Annotated in this window: 17 protein-coding genes; 4 read left to right on the forward strand and 13 right to left on the reverse strand. The window is 63.0% G+C overall.

The genetic code is table 11. From position 1 onward, the window contains the following. Nucleotides 1–326 precede the first annotated feature (326 nt). The 11 genes from KTQ42_RS08665 to KTQ42_RS08720 all read right to left on the reverse strand — a co-directional run bounded on the left by KTQ42_RS08665 (nucleotide 327) and on the right by KTQ42_RS08720 (nucleotide 13,191). Entirely contained in the window at nucleotides 327–2,462 is a 2,136-nt protein-coding gene (locus KTQ42_RS08665) for a hypothetical protein (RefSeq protein ID WP_217345150.1), read from the reverse strand. Nucleotides 2,463–2,835: 373 nt separating this feature from the next. Next, entirely contained in the window at nucleotides 2,836–4,245 is a 1,410-nt protein-coding gene (locus KTQ42_RS08670; protein WP_249222690.1) for a hypothetical protein, read from the reverse strand. A 350-nt stretch (nucleotides 4,246–4,595) separates the two neighbouring features. After that, on the reverse strand, nucleotides 4,596–5,792 hold the full coding sequence (locus KTQ42_RS08680) for an HDOD domain-containing protein (protein WP_217345153.1): 1,197 nt from the start codon (nucleotides 5,790–5,792) through the stop codon (nucleotides 4,596–4,598). Nucleotides 5,793–5,845: 53 nt separating this feature from the next. After that, nucleotides 5,846–6,499 carry a protein phosphatase CheZ gene (gene cheZ, locus KTQ42_RS08685; protein ID WP_217345154.1) on the reverse strand — a complete coding sequence of 218 codons (654 nt, stop codon included), beginning with the start codon at nucleotides 6,497–6,499 and terminating at the stop codon, nucleotides 5,846–5,848. A 1-nt stretch (nucleotide 6,500) separates the two neighbouring features. Then, a complete protein-coding gene (cheY, locus tag KTQ42_RS08690) occupies nucleotides 6,501–6,899 on the reverse strand; it encodes a chemotaxis response regulator CheY (RefSeq protein ID WP_217345155.1) in 399 nt (132 codons plus the stop codon). Between the two features lie 114 nt (nucleotides 6,900–7,013). After that, nucleotides 7,014–8,138 (reverse strand): chemotaxis response regulator protein-glutamate methylesterase, encoded by a 1,125-nt coding sequence (locus KTQ42_RS08695; RefSeq protein WP_283093291.1) that lies wholly within the window; start codon nucleotides 8,136–8,138, stop codon nucleotides 7,014–7,016. Next, nucleotides 8,138–9,400: an EAL domain-containing protein gene (locus KTQ42_RS08700; protein ID WP_217345156.1), complete on the reverse strand. Its 1,263-nt coding sequence runs from the start codon at nucleotides 9,398–9,400 to the stop codon at nucleotides 8,138–8,140. The genes KTQ42_RS08695 and KTQ42_RS08700 overlap by 1 nt, the downstream gene beginning before the upstream one ends. A gap of 36 nt (nucleotides 9,401–9,436) precedes the next feature. Beyond that, complete coding sequence (locus tag KTQ42_RS08705; protein ID WP_249222691.1) at nucleotides 9,437–11,173, reverse strand: methyl-accepting chemotaxis protein; 1,737 nt, start codon at nucleotides 11,171–11,173, stop codon at nucleotides 9,437–9,439. 19 nt (nucleotides 11,174–11,192) lie between these two features. Next, on the reverse strand, nucleotides 11,193–11,708 hold the full coding sequence (locus tag KTQ42_RS08710; RefSeq protein ID WP_217345157.1) for a chemotaxis protein CheW: 516 nt from the start codon (nucleotides 11,706–11,708) through the stop codon (nucleotides 11,193–11,195). 176 nt (nucleotides 11,709–11,884) lie between these two features. After that, nucleotides 11,885–12,394, reverse strand: a complete 510-nt coding sequence (locus KTQ42_RS08715) for a chemotaxis protein CheW (RefSeq protein WP_217345158.1) — start codon at nucleotides 12,392–12,394, stop codon at nucleotides 11,885–11,887. A 401-nt stretch (nucleotides 12,395–12,795) separates the two neighbouring features. Further along, complete coding sequence (locus tag KTQ42_RS08720; protein WP_217345159.1) at nucleotides 12,796–13,191, reverse strand: hypothetical protein; 396 nt, start codon at nucleotides 13,189–13,191, stop codon at nucleotides 12,796–12,798. 261 nt (nucleotides 13,192–13,452) lie between these two features. Between KTQ42_RS08720 and KTQ42_RS08725 the strand changes: the two genes are divergently transcribed. Next, entirely contained in the window at nucleotides 13,453–14,238 is a 786-nt protein-coding gene (locus KTQ42_RS08725) for a transposase (RefSeq protein WP_217344104.1), read from the forward strand. Next, complete coding sequence (locus KTQ42_RS08730; protein ID WP_217345160.1) at nucleotides 14,235–14,849, forward strand: transposase; 615 nt, start codon at nucleotides 14,235–14,237, stop codon at nucleotides 14,847–14,849. Before KTQ42_RS08725 ends, KTQ42_RS08730 begins: the two co-directional genes overlap by 4 nt. Nucleotides 14,850–15,156: 307 nt before the next feature. On the opposite strand, the gene KTQ42_RS08735 is transcribed toward KTQ42_RS08730, so the two are convergent. Together KTQ42_RS08735 and KTQ42_RS08740 are read right to left on the reverse strand one after the other, a co-directional pair. Then, nucleotides 15,157–16,707, reverse strand: coding sequence for an acetolactate synthase large subunit (locus KTQ42_RS08735; protein ID WP_217345161.1), 1,551 nt, complete (start codon nucleotides 16,705–16,707; stop codon nucleotides 15,157–15,159). Nucleotides 16,708–16,782: 75 nt separating this feature from the next. Continuing rightward, complete coding sequence (locus KTQ42_RS08740; RefSeq protein ID WP_217345162.1) at nucleotides 16,783–17,832, reverse strand: acyltransferase; 1,050 nt, start codon at nucleotides 17,830–17,832, stop codon at nucleotides 16,783–16,785. A 243-nt stretch (nucleotides 17,833–18,075) separates the two neighbouring features. Here KTQ42_RS08740 and KTQ42_RS08745 point away from each other — a divergent pair, with 243 nt between their 5' ends. Beyond that, nucleotides 18,076–19,233, forward strand: a complete 1,158-nt coding sequence (locus tag KTQ42_RS08745; protein WP_217345163.1) for a DUF3182 family protein — start codon at nucleotides 18,076–18,078, stop codon at nucleotides 19,231–19,233. Continuing rightward, on the forward strand, nucleotides 19,220–20,023 hold the full coding sequence (locus KTQ42_RS08750) for an alpha/beta fold hydrolase (protein WP_217345164.1): 804 nt from the start codon (nucleotides 19,220–19,222) through the stop codon (nucleotides 20,021–20,023). Before KTQ42_RS08745 ends, KTQ42_RS08750 begins: the two co-directional genes overlap by 14 nt. Nucleotides 20,024–20,026: the final 3 nt, after the last annotated feature.

A 20,026-nucleotide genomic window follows, 5' to 3' on the forward strand; every position in this document is an offset into this window, starting at 1 on the left:
GTCTGTTCTGCGCGACATGGCGGAATGAAGCGATTTATGCCGTGGCGCTGTGTTGTTCATCCGAGCTTTCGGGACGCAGTTCTGCATGCAACTGACACGGTGAAACAAATTCGCACCGGGCATCTCGCCGCGATGGACGGATGGATACGACGGTTCAAACCGAAGCCAACCTGGCTTGCCACACCCAGAATGGACCATGCAAGGCTGTCACCCGGTCCAGCCAGGCTTTTGAATGCGTAAGCTCACAGCATGCTTGAGCCGGGCACAACACATCAGTGTGGACAGACCAGAAGCCTGCCAGCACGGCAGGCTCAATAAATATTGTTTCAAACCGATTCGCATCGCATTAAATGTTTTGAAGGATCTTCGAATCCGAACCGAATCAGGTTAACGAATAATGCATGCGCAATATGGGCGCCAGAGGCCCGGCCAAGGTATCCATCGATGGAGTCATCCTTGTTGCAAGCATTACCGATCAGGGCGTGGCCGTCCCCGGCATTGACGATCATGATTTTTTCATGTGACGGAATCCAGTCTCCGGAAATGGTGCCGGCATAGGTAAGCTTGTTATGTTTCTGGGAAAGAGAATTCCAAAGAGGATTTTTCCCGGCTTCACGCTCCATATAACGGACGTCGCAGTCTTTCTCCTGCAGTTTGGCAATCAGCTTACTGAGCTCGCCTTGGCCGATCCTGATGCAGATTTCTTTTTGTGTTCTGTCGTCTCGAAAACCGTTCAGAAAATTATTCAGCCCATAGGCGCTTAGCGCCAAAGTATCGAATTCATCCATTCCCGCAGCCATGAACACATGGCTGCGGAGCGTACCCATGGCAGTTTTGTACTCTGATTCTTTGAGCTTGCCATTCTCGGCATAGTGGCTCCACTCAGGTTGCGTATCCATATCCAGGGCAGGCGCCGGTACCGAAATGACCATGGCCGTCACGACACGGTTGTCATCGGTAATGATCGGCGTGGACATTACAATAGATAGCTGGTTACCAGGCTTCGAGGCCTCCTTCATCGACCTAATTGCGCTTGTTTCGCACCCGAGGGCGGCTTTATTGACGTGAAGCGGCGGCGACCTCATTTTTACGTTGAACAGCTCGCGCTGGGTCGCTATGGCAATCGCCTCTTGTTCCGGGAGACTGCTGATGCAGTTTACCGACATGGCTGCGTTGATAATGAGTTCTGGATACTTCTCAAGCAGCAAGCGCTGACGTTCGCCATAAAACGCGTTGCAACTCGTGATATAGGCTTCCATTGACTGGCGCAGCTCGGCGACTTTGGGATGGGCCTGCCATTCCACATGCTGTATGAGTAATTTGTCGATCAGAACATTCACGGCCTTGATCATCCGCTCACTTTCGGTGATGGTCAGCGCATCAAACATCTGCACTGCCTTGGACCACAGTCGCCCAACACCGGAATTGCCCGATTTCTCCGTATTGCCACGTGCAGCGCGCACGGCACAAGTCACACCTTCCGGGGACAGCTTAAGCACCACGCTCAGCATACAGCGCCTGAATTCCGCATAGTCCATGCGGTTCTTCTTCAAGGCTGCTTCGCTCTCGGCGAAGGCCCTTAGATACTTGCTACGGAGCTCAGCAGGCAACTTTTCGGCAAGCTGCCTCCTCGTCTCCGTGTTGAACTGCCTGGCAGACTGATCGCCTCGGTCGGCAATAACGCCCTTCATAGCGTTCACATATTTTTGCTTGCCCTGCTCGATGGCCTTAAACGTATTTTGCGCTCCTTCATTCACGTTCCCGCGCCACATGTAGTACAAGCCCGCGATGACGCTCTGCGTGTCTTTGGCGATTGGCTCCAGCGCTTCCGCAACCTGCGATTTCAGGTTGGTCGCGTCGGCGTCATTTGTCATGTCCGCAATGTCCGAAGCGTCAGCGCTTTTCGCCCGGCTGGCGTTCGAGGCGGCATCCACCTTGGCCACAGCCCGGGTATCCAGCGTGGCAGAAGATGACATGGCAGATTGCGTTGAGCCCTGTACTCCTTTTTCAGCCAGCCTCTGCAGGCCGCTGACAATGCGAGCTTCGCGTTCCTCGCGGGAGCCAGGATCGTTGGCTCCGACCAGGTCGTTGTAGGCCTTCTCGGCAGCCTCGGGCAAGAGCCTCGCCAACTGCTTCTTGGCGACTTCCCTGAATATTGTGCCTGCTTCAGTTCGGGTGCCATGGCGGGAAAGGTAGTCTGCGTGCGCAGATTGAAGAGCGGTGATGAGCTGATTTCCGGCGCGAGCCAAGGCCTTTACTGAATTCGCGTCCTGGCGGCTGCCTGCATCCCAGGCCCATAACAGCGCTTGCTTCACATCGTTGAAAGCAGGCGTGGAGGCGTTTTCCTGGTAGGGTTTGAGCGTCGCGTGAATTTGGGCATCGGCATCCTTTTCGGGGGATGAGCGTGGCGCTTGGCCGGAGTGCAGACCACCGGTGTGAGAGAAGTCGTGAATTCGGTTCATGAAGATTTTCCTGTATGTGAATAGCGTTTCGGTAACAGGACGGAACAGGCGAAAACGTCGATCGTCGAAACGCGCTTAGGGCGCCGACGGCTGGCTTGCCAAGGTGCTGCAGTTATCCGGGCCCATAGTTTCGTAAGAGGCCATGGCGCATGGTTCCATCGCCGCTTTGCAGCGTACTGAGGGACAGACCATGCTTCAGTGTGTTGCGGTTGACAACCTCTTCCCGCCCGCAGCGGAGGAACGGGATGCGTCGCCCAAGCAGATCATGCGTCAGACTGGCTGGGCAACGGCGCAGGTCGATCCAGCAAGTTCATCGATCTGCGACAACAGCAATGCGCCGCCATTACCACCGGTATCGCGCGACATGTCCGGGCTAGATGAGCGGACAGTTCGGATCGAACTGGGTACGCAAGGGGCTTGTCAGTTCCTGCTTCATCGCCTCCGGCAAGCTGCTCTCGCGCACGGTGGAACAGTAAGTGCGAAGCGCCCGGCTCATGCGCAGGAAGTCGGAACGGTCCGGGAAATCCAGCCGCAGCACGTCGCGTTTGGCCGTGTCAGACAGGGAGGAAGCCAGGATCTTGTGCATGTACGCCTTCATCCTGGTGCCCAGCCAGTCGCAAAAGAGAGAATCGATGGCGGACAGCCCATTGAAGGGCATGGCACGCAGCAGCCCAATCGAAAAGTCGGGGAAAGCATCCGACCTTGCATCGCGGTCTGTGAATTCCGCGCCCGGCTTGCGCTGAAAATGGCAGCGCAACAGCCTGACAGTTTCAGCCTCCGGCAAGCCGGCTTCATTGATCAGGGTGTCCATGAAGTCCAATGCCTGCTTCATGATACCGGTCTGGACACCCTGGCATAACAGCACCGAAAGCATGGGCCGCCCGCTCAGGTTTCTGGCGGCAAAAAGATATGCCAGCTCGGCAGTGGACAAGCCGAGACGCTTCATCGCGCCCACGTATGCCTTGATCTGTTGCGAATGATCGACAGTGCTGAGTCGGTGCAGCCAGGGAACACCACGCTCGTCACGGTGTAGCAGCATGTCCAGTCTTGTCCTCCTGCTTGGCTTCAGGCGCATGACCGAGCCTGCGGCGGCGACAATCTCGTCTTCGGTTTTCTGCCCCGGATAAGCATTGCTCATGAATGGCAGGCAATGCATGTTGAAATGTTCCAGGCGTTCCAGCAACTCACGCGACGGCAGGTTGAGGCTGACGATTGTCCATAAGCGCTTGGCAAACCCATACTCCTCTTCCCCTTTCAACTGTGCTGGCTGCCATGACGGCGCAATAGTGGTCACATCCTTCGACATGTTCACAGCGTGATTGGTGCCTCTTAGGTACTGGCAGAGCGCTGCCAGTACCATGGCCTGAGCCGTCACGGAAAACGCGGGAGAGGCGCTGGCCAAAGTCCACGCTTCAGTCAATAGTTCCTGTACTGACATTGCAGGGCTGGACCAGGCGTCGAACTTTCCGTCCCGCGTCACTCTCGCGCTGATGATCGCGCCCAATACACGGTGATGATCCGGCGCCGGACAACGCGCCGCCTGCTGCACCAGGGACGCCAGGCATTGTTTCCATTTCGCTGCCGGCAGACAGGGCAGCTTGCCGCAAGCCGTTCCAGCGCTTCCCCCCTGCAGCCGATGCTCAGGCTGCAGGCTTGCTGGAGGGCTTGGTGGAAGGCGCTTGTGCTCATAGGCGCAAGACCGGCCATGATGCTCCACCTGGTAATGGCTTGCGCGGATGTCACCCAGCCAGTCGGCGTTTGCGCCGCATGCCAGCGGCGGCATACCTGATCGGCCGATGCCAGATCATCCAGCGGAAGATGCTGAAGCACTTCGCCGATCAGTTCATCCAACAGCAGCGATGCGCAGGACTCCGGCTGCCTGGTGCTCGGCCGGGGTGAACCGCCTGTATTGGGATCAAGAAGGAGATTGGGATTTGAATTGGCGGCATCCGGTGCGGCGCCATGCGTGGCAGTCGCTGCGCAGGAAAAATCCATGACAGGCTCTTTTATTGACAAGGTTGGACGGCAAGGTAACCGGCCAAGCCTTCGGCCTGACGCGCAAGGCGCGAATATAGCAGCGACCGGTAGCGCAAGCCAAGAGGCCGGCCCAACGGTGCTGCTACGGAGGTCTGCCTACAGCTTCAGATTCTGTGCCCAGGCCAGCGCCGCCAGATGGGCACGGTTGACCTGCTCGGCCGACAGGAACAGCGCATCGGCCAGCGCGGCACTGTCGCCATCCGGCTGCTCGCAGCTTTCGGCCAACGCCAGGAAGGGGCCGTAGATGCCCTCACGCGACAACAGCGCCTGGCACAACGCTTCGGACAGCGGGATCTGCGCCAGCGCCTCGTCCATCGGCATGCCAAGCAGGCGGTCGAGCATGGAGAACATGCCGGCCACGAACAGGTTTTCGGCTTCGTTCCGGGGCAGCAGGTACAGGCCAAGCAACTCGGCGAAGCGGCCGCGGATGATGGCGGTTTTCATCAGCGGCGCGGCATATTCGCTGGCGCTGGCGGTGGCCAGCAGCAGCGCCAGCCAGCGGTTCAGCGTGGCGTAGCCCAGCAGCGTCACCGCATGGCGGATCGAATTGATCTCCGCGCCCAGGCCGAAGCCAACTGAATTGATATACCGGAACAGCTTGTAGGAAATGGCCGGGTCGCGCTTCAGCACGGCTTCCAGTTCGCGCAGGTCGGCATTGCGGTTCACCAGATCCATCAACTGCAGGATCACGGTCTGCGATGCGTTCAGGCCGCGCGCATCCTGTGGCGGCGCAGGCGCGCGCAGGAGCTGGTCGGCATAGACGTGCAGGCCGGCCTTGGCGCAGGTGTCGTAATGCGCCCAGACGCCAATGCCGGACAGGGCAATGCGGGTCGATGGGCGGCGCAGGGCGGCGACGCGCTTCAGGCGCGCTGACAACCCGGGCGCGGCGCCGTCGAGGCCGAGCTGGGTTGCGTGGCCGCACAGCGCGGCGTCGATGCCGTCGGCGTCGGCATCGCGCAGGGCCAGGCCATAGCCCTTGCGGCGCAGTTCGGCCGCGCAGCCCTGCCCTTGCGTGCCCTGCAACGCCGCGCCGTCAAGCGACAGCGTAATGGCCGAGGCCGGCAGCGGCGTGGCGACGATGGCCGCCAGCGCCGCCGGCGTGGCAGGCAGTATCAGGTGGCCATCTGCCAGCAGCCATCCCTTGTCCTCATCATGCAGGCCGGCCGCAAGCTGCAGCGCCAGCGCGTCGTCCGACGCACCGGGCGCATTGCGCTGCCAGGCAAAGTGATGCGCGACGACCTTGCGCGCCGGGTCGAGCAAGGCGGTGCGCACCAGGAAATGGGATTGGGACATCGGTCGGCTGCGAGGCTGATTGAAATAGGGCGTGAAAAACGATGCGGGGCTGGCTAGAAGCCCAGGCTTTCCAGCAGATCGTCGACCTGGGCCTGGTCCGCCACCACGTCGGGGCTGGCGTTCGGGTTGATCTGCGGCCCGTTGAGCAGGCCGGTATTGGTTTCACGCCTGGTGTCGCCCGGCGCATAGTCCACCAGCAGCTGCACCAGCTGCTGCTCCAGGCCATGCGCCAGTTCGGTGACCTTGCGTATCACCTGCCCGGTCAGGTCCTGGAAGTCCTGCGCCATCATGATGTCCATCAGGTGGGCCCGCGTGGTATCGCTGTCAGCCCTTGCCTGCGCCAGATAGCCCAGGGTGCGCTCGGCCAGCGCGCGGCTTGCAGCCGGCATGCTGTCATCCGCAAGCGCGGCGCGCCAGTCGCTGGCCAGCGCATCGGCGCCGCTGGCCAGACTGTCCTGCAGCGGACTGGCCAGCTCGGTGGCATTCAACACCTTCTGCGCCGCCTGTTCGGTCAGGCGGGCGACATAGTCGAGCCGGTCGCGCGCGTCGGGGATGTCATAGGCGGCGCGTTCGATCAGCTTGTCGAAATCGAGGCCGCGCAGGCTGTCGTGCAGGCTGCGGGTCATCTGGCCGACCCGCGCCAGCAACTCTTCCTGCAACGGCCCTTCTCCGCCCTCCGCCATCACGCCCGGCCGCGCGGCTTCCATCTCAGGCTCCGATTTTTTCGAGTTTTTCGAAGATCTTCGCCAGCTTCTCGTCAAGCGTGGCGGCGGTGAACGGCTTGACCACATAGCCGTTGGCGCCGGCCTGGGCGGCCGCGATGATGTTTTCCTTCTTCGCCTCGGCCGTCACCATCAGCACCGGCAGCTTGGCCAGCGCGGCGTCGGCACGGATGCTCTTCAACATGTCCAGCCCGTTCATCACCGGCATGTTCCAGTCGGAGATCACGAAGTCGAACTGCTCGTTCTTCAGCTTCGACAGCGCCATCGCGCCATCCTCCGCCTCGTCCACGTTGCTGTAGCCCAGCTCCTTCAACAGGTTGCGCACGATGCGGCGCATGGTCGAGAAATCGTCTACCACCAGAAACTTCATTTTCGGATCAGCCATCATTGCTCCATTTAATCCTTACACCGATATCTGCATATCGGCAGGTCACTTCAAGAACTTGAGCCCCGGCGCACCATTGCCGGGCATTTTTTTTCAGCATTGACTCAACGCATTTCACACCCGCAGCGCGCGGCCGCCCTGGCGTGTCAGCTGCGCCAGCACCATGCCAGGCAAATCCTTCAGCGGGCCGGTCTCATGGGTCGCGCCCACCGCGATCGCCTCGCGCGGCATGCCGAAGACCACGCAGCTTGCTTCATCCTGCGCCACGTTCCAGGCGCCGGCGTGCCGCATTTCCAGCATGCCGGCGGCCCCATCGCGGCCCATGCCGGTCAGGATCACGCCAACCGCATTCTTGCCGGCATGCAGCGCGGCCGAGCGGAACAGCACATCCACCGAAGGCCGGTGGCGGTTGACCGGCGGCCCCTGGTCGAGCTGGGTCACATAGTTGGCGCCGCTGCGCGCCAGCAGCAGGTGCGAGTGGCCGGGCGCGAGATAGGCATGGCCGGGCAGCACCCGTTCGCCATGCACCGCTTCAGCCACCGCGATGCGGCACAGCTTGTCCAGCCGCTCGGCGAAGGAGCGGGTGAAGCCTTCCGGCATGTGCTGCACGATCAGGATGCCGGGGCAGTCCGGCGGCATCTGCAGCAGGAATTCCTTGATCGCTTCGGTGCCGCCGGTGGAGGCGCCGATGATGATCAGCTTTTCGCTGCTGGTCAGCGGGTTGCCCACTGCCGGCAGCGGCCTGGCCACGCTGGCCGACGGCGCGGCGGGACCGGCCGGCGCCGGCACATGGCGGCGGATGCGGGCGCGGGCGGCGGCGCGGATCTTGTCGGCGATGGTGTCGGCATATTCCTGCATGCCGTGCTGGATGGAGATCTTGGGCTTGGTGACGAAGTCGACCGCGCCCAGTTCCAGCGCCCGCATCGTGATCTCGGAGCCGCGCTCGGTCAGCGTCGACACCATCACCACCGGCATCGGCCGCAGCCGCATGAGCTTTTCGAGGAAGTCGAGGCCATCCATCTTGGGCATTTCGACGTCCAGCGTCAGCACGTCCGGGTCCAGCCTGCGTATCATCTCGCGCGCCACGAGCGGGTCCGGCGCCACGCCCGCCACTTCCATGTCGGGCTGGCTGTCGATGATTTCACGCAGCACGCTACGGATCAGTGCGGAGTCGTCCACCACCACCACCCGGATCTTCGCGCCGGCTCTCGGCGTCATGCCTGTCGTTTGTTCATGCATCATGCCGCCTGCAATACCTTGTTCGCCCAGAGCAGCGCCTGGCCCTGGCTGTGATTGATCGTGAGTGCGGCGCGCGATGCATTGGCGGAGATGTAGTCGCGCACGATGCTGTCGTCGTCGCTTTCCAGCGCCTGCGCCAGGCGCAGCAGCTGGCCTATCGGCCCGCTGCGCTCGAGCAGCGCCGCACGGATGTCGTCGGCCAGTCCGAGGCTGTCGACTACCTGGCGCAGCGGCTGGCCCAGCAGCACGTCCATCACCGACACGATGCCTGTGACGAAGGCGCTGTCGGCAAGTGCCGGCTGTTCGGCCTGCATCAGCAGCTCCATCAGCTTGCCGCGGGTGGCGGCCAGATGCAGCAGCGCCGAGGCGCCGGACTGGCCGGCGTCGGCGCTGGCCAGCATCAGCAGAAGAAGCCAGCGCTGCAACTGGCGCCGGCCCAGCACCACGATGGCATTGGCCACCGAGCGCAGCGGCTGGCGCTGCCCCATCGCGGCCGAATTGGCCAGGCGCAGCAGGTTCACCGCCAGCGCCGGATGTTCCTTGAACACGTTCTCGATCTGGCGGATGTCGGCATCCTGCTGCAGCATCGCCACCAGGCGCAGCAGCGCCGCATGGGAAGACGACAGCCGGCGGCCGCTGACCATTTCTGGATAGGCGAAGTGATAGCCCTGGAACAGGTGATAGCCCAGGTCGCGGCAATGCTGGAACTGGGCCAGGGTTTCCACCTTTTCCGCCAGCCTGGTTGCATTGAGCATGCGCACGTCGCGCGACACGCGTTCCAGTTCGTCGCCGGTAAGGCCAGAGATATCGACCTTGATCATGTCCATCATCGGCAGCAGCGCCCGGTTGCTGTCGGTCGCGCCCTGGAAGTCGTCAAGCGCCAGGCGGAAGCCCAGCGCCTTCAGTTCCAGGCAGCGCCGCTGCACGTCGGTATCACAGACCGTCGATTCCAGGATCTCCAGCACCACCTTGTCAGGCGGCAGCAGGGAAATCACATCGCTCATCAGGAAGCCGGTGTCGCAGTTAATGAAGCCGGTGCCGCCGCCGAGCACGCTGTCGATGCCGAACTCCGACAGGGTATGCACGATGACCGAGGACGTCGCCGCCGCGTCATTGACCACGACGGCACGGTTCTGCAGGCTGTTGCGAAACAGCAGTTCGAAGCCATGCAATTGCTGCGCGCGGTCGACGATGGGCTGACGCCCCAGATAGATGTCTTCCGCCGCTTCCTGCCTTGTTGCCTGCGCCAATTCTGTCATCATCAATGCCTTGCATGGGCCGGCATGCCGGCCCGGTTATCAGAACTCTTCCCAGTCCGAATCGCTGCCTGCCGGCGCCGCAACCCGCTTGGGTGCTGCCGGCGCGACGGCGCGGCTGGCGCTCGCAGCAGGCCGGTGCGCAGGCAGCGGCGAAGCGGATGGCGCAGTGCGCTGCCTGGAAGCAGCCGGCACCACTGCGGCCACTTGGCCCGACACGCGGAACACGCTGACCACCTGCGACAGCGTGGCGGCCTGGTCCTGCATCGAACCGGCGGCCGCCGCGGCTTCCTCCACCAGCGCCGCATTCTGCTGGGTCACCTGATCCATCTGGGCGATGGCCTGGTTCACCTGCTCGATGCCGGCGCTCTGCTCATTACTGGCCGCCGTGATCTCGGCCATGATGTCGGTCACCCGCTGCACGCTGGCCACCACTTCCTGGATCGTGCTGCCGGCCTGCGCCACGAGCTTGCTGCCGGCCTCGACCTTGTCCACCGAGTCGCCGATCAGGCCCTTGATCTCGCGCGCGGCCGCCGCGCTCTTCTGCGCCAGGCTGCGCACTTCGGTCGCCACCACCGCAAAGCCGCGGCCCTGCTCGCCGGCACGAGCCGCTTCCACGGCCGCATTCAGCGCGAGGATATTGGTCTGGAAGGCGATGCCGTCGATGACCGAAATGATGTCGACGATCTTCTTCGACGATCCATCGATGGCGCTCATGGTGTCGACCACCTGGGCCACTACTTCGCCGCCCTGGGTAGCCACGCTCGATGCGGTCAGCGCCAGCTGGTTGGCCTGGCGGGCATTGTCGGCATTCTGCTTGACCGTGGAGGTGAGTTCTTCCATCGACGAGGCGGTTTCCTCCAGCGAGGACGCCTGCTGCTCGGTGCGCGAGGACAGGTCCATGTTGCCCGAGGCGATCTGGCCGGATGCAGTGGCAATGGTGTCGGTGCCAGAACGTACCTGGGTGACGATCACAGCCAGGTCGTCGCGCATTTTCTTCAGCGCAAACAGCATGCTGTCGTTGTCGCCGGCGCGCAGTTGGATATCGGTGGCGAGGTCGCCGGCGGCGATGCGGCTGGCAATTGCCACCGCTTCATCCGGTTCGCCGCCGAGCTGGCGGGTCAGCGAGCGCGTGATCAGCCAGCCGCCTCCAATGGCGACGGCAATGGCCAGCGCGCTGATGGCCAGCATCAGGTTACGGGCAGATGCATAGTTGGCGCTAGCGTCAGCCATCGCCTGCGAAGACAGTTTTTCTTCCAGGTCTGCCAGTTGGGTGAGCTTTTCAATCCAGGTGCGCTGCACCGGGCGCAGTTCCTTGATCAGGATGCGGGTGGCGCCTTCATTGTCATTGGCCAGGCCCGCCTTGGCGGCACGCTCCATGAGCGGCGCGGCAGCCTGGGCCGCATCCATGATGCTGGCCATCAGCGCCTTCTCTTCAGACGTGGTGCCGGCCTCGGACGCGAACAGCGCATTGAGCTTTTCCACATGGCTGTTGTATTTCTTGGTCTGGACTTCAATACGCTGGACTTCCGGCAGCATCGCTGCGTCTTCGGTCAGCAATGCCAGATTGCGCAGCGCGATCATGCGATCGGTCACGGTGGCGCGCATCGATGTGACGTGGTTCGATTCGGCGTTATTGACATTGACGATGTCTTCCAGGCGCTTTTCAATCTGCGCCATGCTCCGTATGCCCAGGCCGGCAACGATGATCAGGAATAGCGTCAGTGCGCCAAAGCCGATCGCCAGACGGGTTCTTACCTTCATGCTTGTCTTGTTCATAGTGATTCTGTAGTGAAGGTCAGGCTTGCTGGATCAGGCCCATTTCGGCGGAAGACATCAGGCGTTCGATGTCGAGCAGGATCAGCATGCGTTCTTCCAGCGTGCCCAGGCCGACCAGGTAGTCGGTATTGAGCGCCGTGCCCATTTCCGGCGCCGGGCGGATCTGCTCGGGTTGCAGTGTCGTCACGTCCGACACGCTGTCGACGACCATGCCCACCACCCGGCCGGCGATGGACAGGATGATCACCACGGTGAACTGGTCATAGCGCGGCTCGCCAAGGTTGAACTTGATGCGCATGTCCACGATCGGCACGATGATGCCGCGCAGGTTGATCACGCCCTTGATGAATTCCGGCGCATTGGCGATGCGGGTGACGCTTTCATAGCCGCGGATCTCCTGCACCTTCAGGATGTCGATGCCGTATTCTTCCTGGCCCAGCTTGAAGGCCAGGTATTCATTGCCGGCGGAGGCGTCGGCGCCGTTGATGGATGCGGCTGCATGGATGCTGCTGGGGGAGGAAACGCTGGCTTGCATGAGAGGACCCTATCTGATGGCGGATGTCAAAAAGTTGCATCCCGTAAATTTATCGACAGCTTAAACGCAGTCTTTAGCCACCGGCATCGAAATCAGAGAGGTATTTGCAGTCCAGTTCATCTTGCAGGCAGGGCTTGTCGCGGCAATGCGACAAGCCTTGTTGAAGCGTCAATGAATCAGGCCGCCACGCGATCGATCAGGCCCATTTCGGCGGAGGACATCAGGCGTTCGATGTCGAGCAGGATCAGCATGCGTTCTTCCAGCGTGCCCAGGCCGACCAGGTAGTCGGTATTGAGCGCCGTGCCCATTTCCGGCGCCGGGCGGATCTGCTCGGGTTGCAGTGTCGTCACGTCCGACACGCTGTCGACGACCATGCCCACCACCCGGCCGGCGATGGACAGGATGATCACCACGGTGAACTGGTCATAGCGCGGCTCGCCAAGGTTGAACTTGATGCGCATGTCCACGATCGGCACGATGATGCCGCGCAGGTTGATCACGCCCTTGATGAATTCCGGCGCATTGGCGATGCGGGTGACGCTTTCATAGCCGCGGATCTCCTGCACCTTCAGGATGTCGATGCCGTATTCTTCCTGGCCCAGCTTGAAGGCCAGGTATTCATTGCCGGCAGAAGCATCGGCACGATTGCCTGAAGGGAGAACGGATATCTGGGCGGTTGCTTGCATGGGGAATCCTTAGTTATCAAATCGCCGCAGACGGTGCGGCCGACAATGGTTTATCGGCGGAGAGTGGCGGGACTTTAGGGTGGGGCGCGAGTCGCTCGGGGTAAAGCATGGTTTTGAACTGCTGGTGGCTTTTGCGGTTGCCTTTAACGTTGAAGCTGTTATTCAACTGTTGTTGAGCGGGCTCGGCAGGGATGCCCAAATTGGTGAAAGGTGTGGCATTGGTAGGGTGGAATACCCCGAAGGGGCATTCCACCATTGGTCGATGAAGGAAGTCGGCCCACAATGCGATCCCGGTTTGCGAACGGCCGTGCAATGCCCTTCGGGTATTGCACTCTGCAATTGCAATTGCAATTACGCGTAGCGACAGTTGCAGCTGCAGTTACGCGTAGCGACAGTTGCAGTTACGCGTAGCGACAGTTGCCGTTGCCGTTGCCGTTGCCGTTGCCGTTGCCGTTGCCGTTGCCGTTGCCGTTGCCGTTGCCGTTGCCGTTGCCGTTGCCGTTGCCGTTGCCGTTGCCGTTGCCGTTGCCGTTGCCGTTGCCGTTGCCGTGAAATCCCGTTGAGCGCGCCGTGTCAGCGGTACCCGGAGCGGGAAAAGGTGCGGCGTCTGTTTGAGCGCAGCGTAGCGTAGCGAGTTTAGCCGCGCCCCGCTCCGGGTACCGCCGGCACGGGACCCCGCGCAGCGGGGCGCGATCACCGGGTCGCCTTTTTTTGGTTACTTTTTTTGGCGAAGCAAAAAAAGTGACCCGGCCGCCGGGACGGACTCCCGGCTTGTCCCCACGGCAGTGCAGTCGCATTGGGTCACCCGGCAAGGCACGGGCAGCAATATCGCCTTTGCTTTTGACGTTTGCTGGTGAACTTCAAATTTCAAACTTCAAACTTCAAAAGCAATTGCTGCTTCGCAGTGACGCTTCACGCCGGGTGAAACAACCCGACTGCACTGTCGTCATGACCAGGCCGGGTGTTCGCCCCGGCAGGCGACCTACTTCTTTTGCTTCGCCGTAACTATTCAGCATCAGACTGTTAAATTCCTTCATTCAGGTGCATAGTGCGATGTCATGAAATCACGTCCCGATCTCTCCACTCTGAGCTTCGAGCAAAAGGACGAGCTGATCCTGCAACTCTGGGATCGCCTCGACAAGCTCGAAGCGATGCTGCTTAAAAACAGCAGTAACTCCAGCAAGCCGCCTTCGTCAGACGGCTTCAAACGCAAGCCTAAATCACGCCGCGTGGCTGGCAAGGCCAGTGCGGGCGGGCAGAAGGGACATCCCGGATCGACATTGAAACGAGTCGACGTGGCTGACCAAGTGCAAGTGCATCAGCCACCGCAACGCTGCACGGCATGTGGCAGCAAACTCGACCTGCGCACCGCCACGATCGATGTGCAAGGGCGTCAGGTCATTGACTTGCCTGCCATTCGCATGACGGTGATTGAGCATCGCCTGCAGCGTGTGCGCTGCCGTTGCGGCCAGGCGCATACCGGATGCTATCCCGAGGGGGTGACGCAGGCGGCACAGTACGGTGCGACCATCAAGGCTGCGGTGGTTTATCTGACGCAGTATCAGCATGTGCCGATGAAGCGATGCACGCGCCTGATGCAGGACTTGTTTGGCGTGACGATGTCCCCGGCCAGCGTGCATGCCGCCATTGCGCAGGCGCACGCCGCTGTGGCACCGGTGGTGCAGGCGCTGGGCGAGTCACTGCTGCAGGCGCCAGTAGTGCACTTCGATGAAACGGGCATGCGCGTGGGCACCAAGCTGTACTGGATGCACAGTGCATCGACCGAGGACGCAGTGGTCTATCAGGTGCATGCCGCCGCGGCTACCAGGCGCTGGAGGCGTTGAACCTGCTGCCGCGCTTCAAGGGTGTGGCCGTGCATGACGGCTGGCCTTCCTACTACCGTTTCAACGTACAACATGCGTTATGCAACGCGCATCATTTGCGTGAGCTGGAGTTCGTAATCGACTCGACCGGGCAGCAATGGGCGCAAGACATGATGAGCTTGCTTGTGAAGATGAATCATGCTGTGGATGCCAGCGAGGATGGGGTGTTGAGCCAGCATGTTGCTGCAAGCTACCGTCGCCGATACCGTGAGCTCCTTGAGCAGGGTCGCCAGCATAATCCGCAAAGGCTGACTGACCTGACCCGCAAGGACAAGCGAGGCGGCATCAAGCAAAGCACCACATACAACCTGATCAAGCGGCTGGAGCAACACGCTGATGATGTGCTGCGTTTCATGCATGATGCACGGGTGCCGTTCACGAACAACCTTGCCGAGCGCGACCTTCGCATGCCCAAGCTCAAGCAGAAGGTATGCGGATGCTACCGCAGCTTTGCGGGCGCGCAGGCGTATTGCAGCATTCGTTCCTACATAGGGACATTGCAGAAGCAATCGAAGGATCTGATACAGGCATTGACCATGCTATTTAGCGGTCGCATGCCTTCGACAGGTTAAGGCTGCATACGTCTTGCGTTCTATGAATGCTGAATAGTTACGCTTCGCCAAAAGAAGTAGGCAAGAAAAGGCGACCCGGTGATCGCGCCCCGCTGCGCGGGGTTCCCGTGCCGTCGACGCCTGAAGCGGGGCGCGGCTAAACTCGCTACGCTGCGCTTCGCTCAGACAGACGCCGCACCTTATCCGCTTCAGGCATCGCCGTCACGGCGCGCTCAACGGGACTTCACGGCAACGGCAACGGCAACGGCCACTTCAAAAGCAACTGCAACGGCAACGGCGGCAGCACCGCAATCGCGAACGCCCCCCTTCAAATCACCGCCTCAATCAGAAAAGGCCCCCTCCTCCCCAACGCCGCCCGCAACGCATCCCCGAATGCCTCAGCAGTCTCCACCCGCACCGCCTCCACCCCCATGCCCTGCGCCAGCCTGACCCAATCCAGCGCCGGCTGATCCAGGTTCAGCATGCGGCTGGCATTGGTGCCAGGCTCGCCCGCGCCGACCTGTCTCAACTCGCCATGCAGGATCGCATAGGCCCGGTTGGCATAGATGATGGTCACCACGTCCAGGGACTCGCGTGCCTGGGTCCAGAGCGCCTGTACCGTGTACATGCCGCTGCCGTCGGCTTCCAGGCTGATGACCTTGCGTCCGGGACAGGCAATCGCCGCACCCGCCGCCATTGGCAAGCCAAGACCGATGGCGCCGCCCGTCAGCTGCAGGTAATCATGCGGCGGCAGGTTACGGGTGTACTGGAACAGGCTGCGACCAGAACTGACCGATTCGTCGCAGAGGATGGCCTGCTCCGGCATCAGCGCCGCCAGCGCGGTGGCGATGGCGACAGGGTTCAGCGCGCCGCTGGGCAGCGCCGGGCGTGCCACCGCGGGAAGGTCCAGCGCCAGGTCGGCCGGCACATCGAGCTCGTCGGCCAGCCAGGCCAGTGCATGGGGCAGGTCATCGCCTGGGGCGGCCAGTTCCAGCACCGTGCAATGCGCCGGCGCGATCCGGCTTGGCTTGCCGGGATAGGCAAAGAAGGCGACCGGCTCCACCGCGCCCAGCAGGATCAGGCAATCAACATCCTGCAGCGCCGCCAGCGCCTGGTCCACCGGGTAAGGCACCCGCTCGATTTCCAGCCGGCCGGCGCCGCGCTCCAGCCGGGCATTAGATTGCTGGGCCAGGAGCCGCACGCCACAGGCGCTGGCGATGCGGCCAGCCGTGCGCAGCGCCTGCTCGCGCAGCGCCAGGCCGGACAGCATCAGAACCACACGCTTGCCGCTGCGGATCGCCTGCACCGCATCCCGCATTCTTTCCGGCGCGACGTGGCGACGCGGGGCCACGTCGCGCTGCGGCTGCAACGGCGCCTCGGTGGTATTCCAGGCCGCGTCGGCCGGCAGGATCAGCGTGGCGATGCGTCCGGCCGCGCTGCGCGCCTGCGCCACGGCCTCGGCGGCGAAGGCGGAGACATGGTCGGCGTCGGGTACGGTCTTGACCCAGTGCGACATCGGGCGCGCCAGCATCTCGATGTCCGTGGTCAGCGGCGCGTCATATTGCAGGTGATAGGTGGCATGGTCGCCAACGATATTGACCACCGGCGAATTGGCGCGGCGGGCATTGTGCAGATTGGCCAGGCCGTTGGCCAGGCCTGGCCCCAGGTGCAGGAGGGTCGCGGCCGGCTTGTCGGCCATGCGGGCATAGCCATCGGCCGCGCCCGTGACGACGCCCTCGGACAGGCCCAGCACGCAGCGCATCTGCGGCTTGCGGTCCAGCGCCGCGACGAAATGCATTTCAGAAGTGCCAGGGTTGGCAAAACAGGTATCGACCCCCGCCGCGAGCAGGGTGTCGCAGAGTGCGTCAGCGCCATTCATACACAGGTCCTATACAGCGAAAATGTCGTTCAGATGGAAGGTACGGGCCAGGCCGTCGGCATGCGCGCAAGCCCGTCAGGCCACCGCGCGCTGCAGCACCCGCCTGTACAAGGGCAGCTGGCGCTCGGTCAGCGTGCCCAGCAACAGCAACATCAACAGCAGCGTCGGGATGAACAGCCAGGGATTGTGCAGTCCAAACCCGTTCCAGAGAAGCACGGCAAGAGGCATATGGTACAGGTAGATTGAAAAGGTGTAGGAGGCGGCCAGGCGGATTGCCTGATCGAGCCGGAACAGTGCCCGCAGCCGCCGCCCCATCGCAGCCGCGCCCAGGAAGTTGCCCGCCACCGCAATGCCCAGCAGGTAGTCGCCCAGGAACAGCGCCGACTCGTGCAACTGGTTGCCCGCCTGCGGCCAGTGGGCAAGCATGCGGTTGCGCAGCAGCACGCCGACATCGAACCAGAACAGCAAGAGGCCGGCCGCCATGCAGCCAAGGAAGACCGGCGCGGCCAACGCTGGCGCCAGCCGGCCGCGCAGATGCCACACCAGCACGCCCAGCAGCCAGACCGGCGCCAGCAGCAATATCTTGGGCCCGGCGCACAGCGCTGCCAGCAGCACGGCCGGCAGCCGCCAGCGCCTGGGCGCGAACATCCAGGCGCCGTACATTGCGTAGTACCAGACCTCGTAGCACAGCGACCAGTACGGCGGATTGTAGGGCGGCGCCAGCGTCAGGTTCCATGACTGTCCGATGAACAGCAGCGAGGCGAGCATGCGCAGCAGGAAGGCCATCGGGTCGATCTGCATGTCTCCGCTGCTGTGGATGGGCGTGGTGCCGGCCAGCGGCGCAATGACCAGCGACAGCAGCAGCGCCGGCAAGGCCACGGAAAGGATGCGGGCGGCCCGATGCTGGATGAAGGTCCTGGCGGTCACGCCCGGCTGGTGCGCCGCATGGCAGATCATGTAGCCCGACAGTACGAAGAACACGATCACGGCGGCATGGCCGGGCCAGGGCAGCGGAAAGCCGGGAAACCATTGCGGCCAGAGATGGAACAGCAGCACCGCGACAGCGGCAAGGAAACGGATCAGGTCCAGATAAAGCGACAGGCTTGCGGGCATGGGCAGGTCCATCGGAGCCGGCTAGGCGGGAGTGCAGCGCTGGCGCCATCATAGCCCAAGGCCGGATTACTCAACAATGGCCGCCGGCGCATTCCGGTCCGTGCCGCATCTTGCGGCAAGCGAATCGCGCCGGCTTGTCCAAATCGATATGCCAGGGATTTCGCTTTGCTAGAATTTTTTTCCGGCGTGTAAGCGGCGGCATCGCCGCGCCAGGCCGACAGCCAAGCCGACATCCCGGCCTGCGAGGAGCAACAGATGAAATCAGGTCATCCTGAAACAGCGCAGGCGGGCATTGCTCGGCCGCCGCACGGCCCGCGCATCGTGGTGGTGTATTCCCAGCGGCCGCCCGGCAATCCGCACGGCCATGAAGCGACATCGCAGAACCATATTGCGGAGCGGGTCGCGGCGCTGCTGGGCTATTCCTATGCCGGCGAATACGACGCCGCGGCGCGGTATGACCTTCCGCTCTACTTCGTGCCGCGCGAAACCATACCCGACGCCGCCCACGCCGCCAGCCTCGGCCTGCGCAGCGAGCACGACCTGTTCGGCGGCGTGGTGCCGCAGCCCTATGTGGCCTCCAAGGTCATTACCCATCCGCTGCCCCTGGCGGACTGCGCCGCGCCGGCGGCATGGTCGCATGCTTTTGGCCAACAGGTGCATGGCGTGGTGCTGCCCGGCTATTCGGCCTTCAGCCGGGAAGATGCGCTGCGCGCCGGCCGCGCGCTTCTGGAGCAGGGCGCGGTGCGCATCAAGCTCGCCAGCGGCATCGGCGGCAGCGACCAGAGCGTGGCCGCCGACCTCGCTGCCCTGGAGCAGCAGATCGGCGCGCTGGATGAAGCGCAACTGCGGCTGGGCGGCGTGGTCCTGGAACGAAATCTGAATGATGTGGTCACCCATAGCGTGGGCCAGGTGCGCATAGGCCGCCAGGTAGCGTCCTATTGCGGCATCCAGCATGTAACCCGGAACAACGCGGGCCAGGAAGTGTATGGCGGCTCCGACCTGCTGGTGGCCAACGGCGATTTCGAGGCCCTGCTGGCGCTGCCGCATGCGCCGGAAGTCAGCGCCGCGGTGGCCCAGGCCTGCACCTACCACCGGGCGGCGCTGGCCTGTTTCCCCGGCCTCCTGGCGTCGCGCTGCAATTACGACGTGGCGCAAGGCACCGACGACAGCGGCATGTGGCGTTCGGGCGTGCTGGAGCAGTCATGGCGCATCGGCGGCGCCACCGGCGCGGAACTGGCGGCGCTGAAAGCCTTCCAGGCCGATCCCGGCCTGCGGGTGGTGCGCGCGGCCACCACGGAAGTCTATGGCGGCGTTGCGCCGCCGCCGGATGCCGAAGTCTATTTCAACGGGATCGACCGGCATGTCGGCGCGATCACCAAATATACGAGGACCATGCCCTATGCCCACCCGTGACCACGCAGTCGCCATCCATGCCGAAGGCCGCCAGCTGGCAGGCACCCTGGTCAGTCCTTCCACCCTGATCCCTGGCGTGCTGTTCGTGCATGGCTGGGGCGGCAGCCAGGAGCAATACCTGGCGCGGGCGCGGGAGATCGCGGCGCTGGGCTGCGTCTGCCTGACCTTCGACCTGTCCGGCCATGCCGACACCTTGCCGATGCAGGAGACCGTGTCGCGCGAGAACAATCTGGCCGATGTGCTGGCCGCCTACGACCTGCTGGCCAAGCAGCGCGGCGTGGACCCGTCCTCGATCGCGGTGGTGGGCAGCAGCTATGGCGGCTACCTCTCCGCCATCCTCACCACCAAGCGCCCGGTGCGCTGGCTGGCGCTGCGGGTGCCGGCGCTGTATATGGATACCGGCTGGGAATTGCCCAAGCTGCAGCTGCACCAGGACCAGGACCTCGGCGCCTACCGCCGCCGCTTCGTGCCGGCCGCGGACAACCGCGCGCTGCGCGCCTGCAAGGCCTTCCGCGGCGATGTGCTGCTGATCGAGTCCGAGCGCGACGACACCGTGCCGCATGCGGTCATCAACAGCTACAAGGAAGCGCTGATGCGGCCGCGCTCGATGACCTACCGCATGATCAGCGACGCCGACCATGGCCTTTCCGACGCCACCAGCCAGCGCGCCTATACCTCCATACTGGTCAGCTGGCTGAACGAGATGATCCTGGGCGCGCGCGGCGGCAACCAGGGCACGCAGGCGAACGGGCCGTCCGGGCTGCCCGAGGCGCCGCCGCGCCCGGGCTGAAGC

Source organism: Noviherbaspirillum sp. L7-7A, assembly GCF_019052805.1.
Classification (GTDB): domain Bacteria; phylum Pseudomonadota; class Gammaproteobacteria; order Burkholderiales; family Burkholderiaceae_D; genus Noviherbaspirillum_A.

What these genes read in the sequence shown, in the direction of transcription:
- KTQ42_RS08670 (WP_249222690.1), bottom strand. Translation starts at nt 4,245, where the DNA reads ATGCCGCCGCTGGCATGCGGCGCAAACGCCGACTGGCTGGGTGACATC.
- KTQ42_RS08705 (WP_249222691.1), bottom strand. Translation starts at nt 11,173, where the DNA reads ATGAACAAGACAAGCATGAAGGTAAGAACCCGTCTGGCGATCGGCTTT.
- KTQ42_RS08695 (WP_283093291.1), bottom strand. Translation starts at nt 8,138, where the DNA reads ATGCATGAACAAACGACAGGCATGACGCCGAGAGCCGGCGCGAAGATC.
- KTQ42_RS08680 (WP_217345153.1), bottom strand. Translation starts at nt 5,792, where the DNA reads ATGTCCCAATCCCATTTCCTGGTGCGCACCGCCTTGCTCGACCCGGCG.
- KTQ42_RS08745 (WP_217345163.1), top strand. Translation starts at nt 18,076, where the DNA reads ATGAAATCAGGTCATCCTGAAACAGCGCAGGCGGGCATTGCTCGGCCG.
- cheY (WP_217345155.1), bottom strand. Translation starts at nt 6,899, where the DNA reads ATGGCTGATCCGAAAATGAAGTTTCTGGTGGTAGACGATTTCTCGACC.
- KTQ42_RS08735 (WP_217345161.1), bottom strand. Translation starts at nt 16,707, where the DNA reads ATGAATGGCGCTGACGCACTCTGCGACACCCTGCTCGCGGCGGGGGTC.
- KTQ42_RS08700 (WP_217345156.1), bottom strand. Translation starts at nt 9,400, where the DNA reads ATGATGACAGAATTGGCGCAGGCAACAAGGCAGGAAGCGGCGGAAGAC.
- KTQ42_RS08720 (WP_217345159.1), bottom strand. Translation starts at nt 13,191, where the DNA reads ATGCGACTGCACTGCCGTGGGGACAAGCCGGGAGTCCGTCCCGGCGGC.
- KTQ42_RS08750 (WP_217345164.1), top strand. Translation starts at nt 19,220, where the DNA reads ATGCCCACCCGTGACCACGCAGTCGCCATCCATGCCGAAGGCCGCCAG.
- KTQ42_RS08740 (WP_217345162.1), bottom strand. Translation starts at nt 17,832, where the DNA reads ATGGACCTGCCCATGCCCGCAAGCCTGTCGCTTTATCTGGACCTGATC.
- KTQ42_RS08715 (WP_217345158.1), bottom strand. Translation starts at nt 12,394, where the DNA reads ATGCAAGCAACCGCCCAGATATCCGTTCTCCCTTCAGGCAATCGTGCC.
- KTQ42_RS08725 (WP_217344104.1), top strand. Translation starts at nt 13,453, where the DNA reads ATGAAATCACGTCCCGATCTCTCCACTCTGAGCTTCGAGCAAAAGGAC.
- KTQ42_RS08710 (WP_217345157.1), bottom strand. Translation starts at nt 11,708, where the DNA reads ATGCAAGCCAGCGTTTCCTCCCCCAGCAGCATCCATGCAGCCGCATCC.
- cheZ (WP_217345154.1), bottom strand. Translation starts at nt 6,499, where the DNA reads ATGGAAGCCGCGCGGCCGGGCGTGATGGCGGAGGGCGGAGAAGGGCCG.
- KTQ42_RS08665 (WP_217345150.1), bottom strand. Translation starts at nt 2,462, where the DNA reads ATGAACCGAATTCACGACTTCTCTCACACCGGTGGTCTGCACTCCGGC.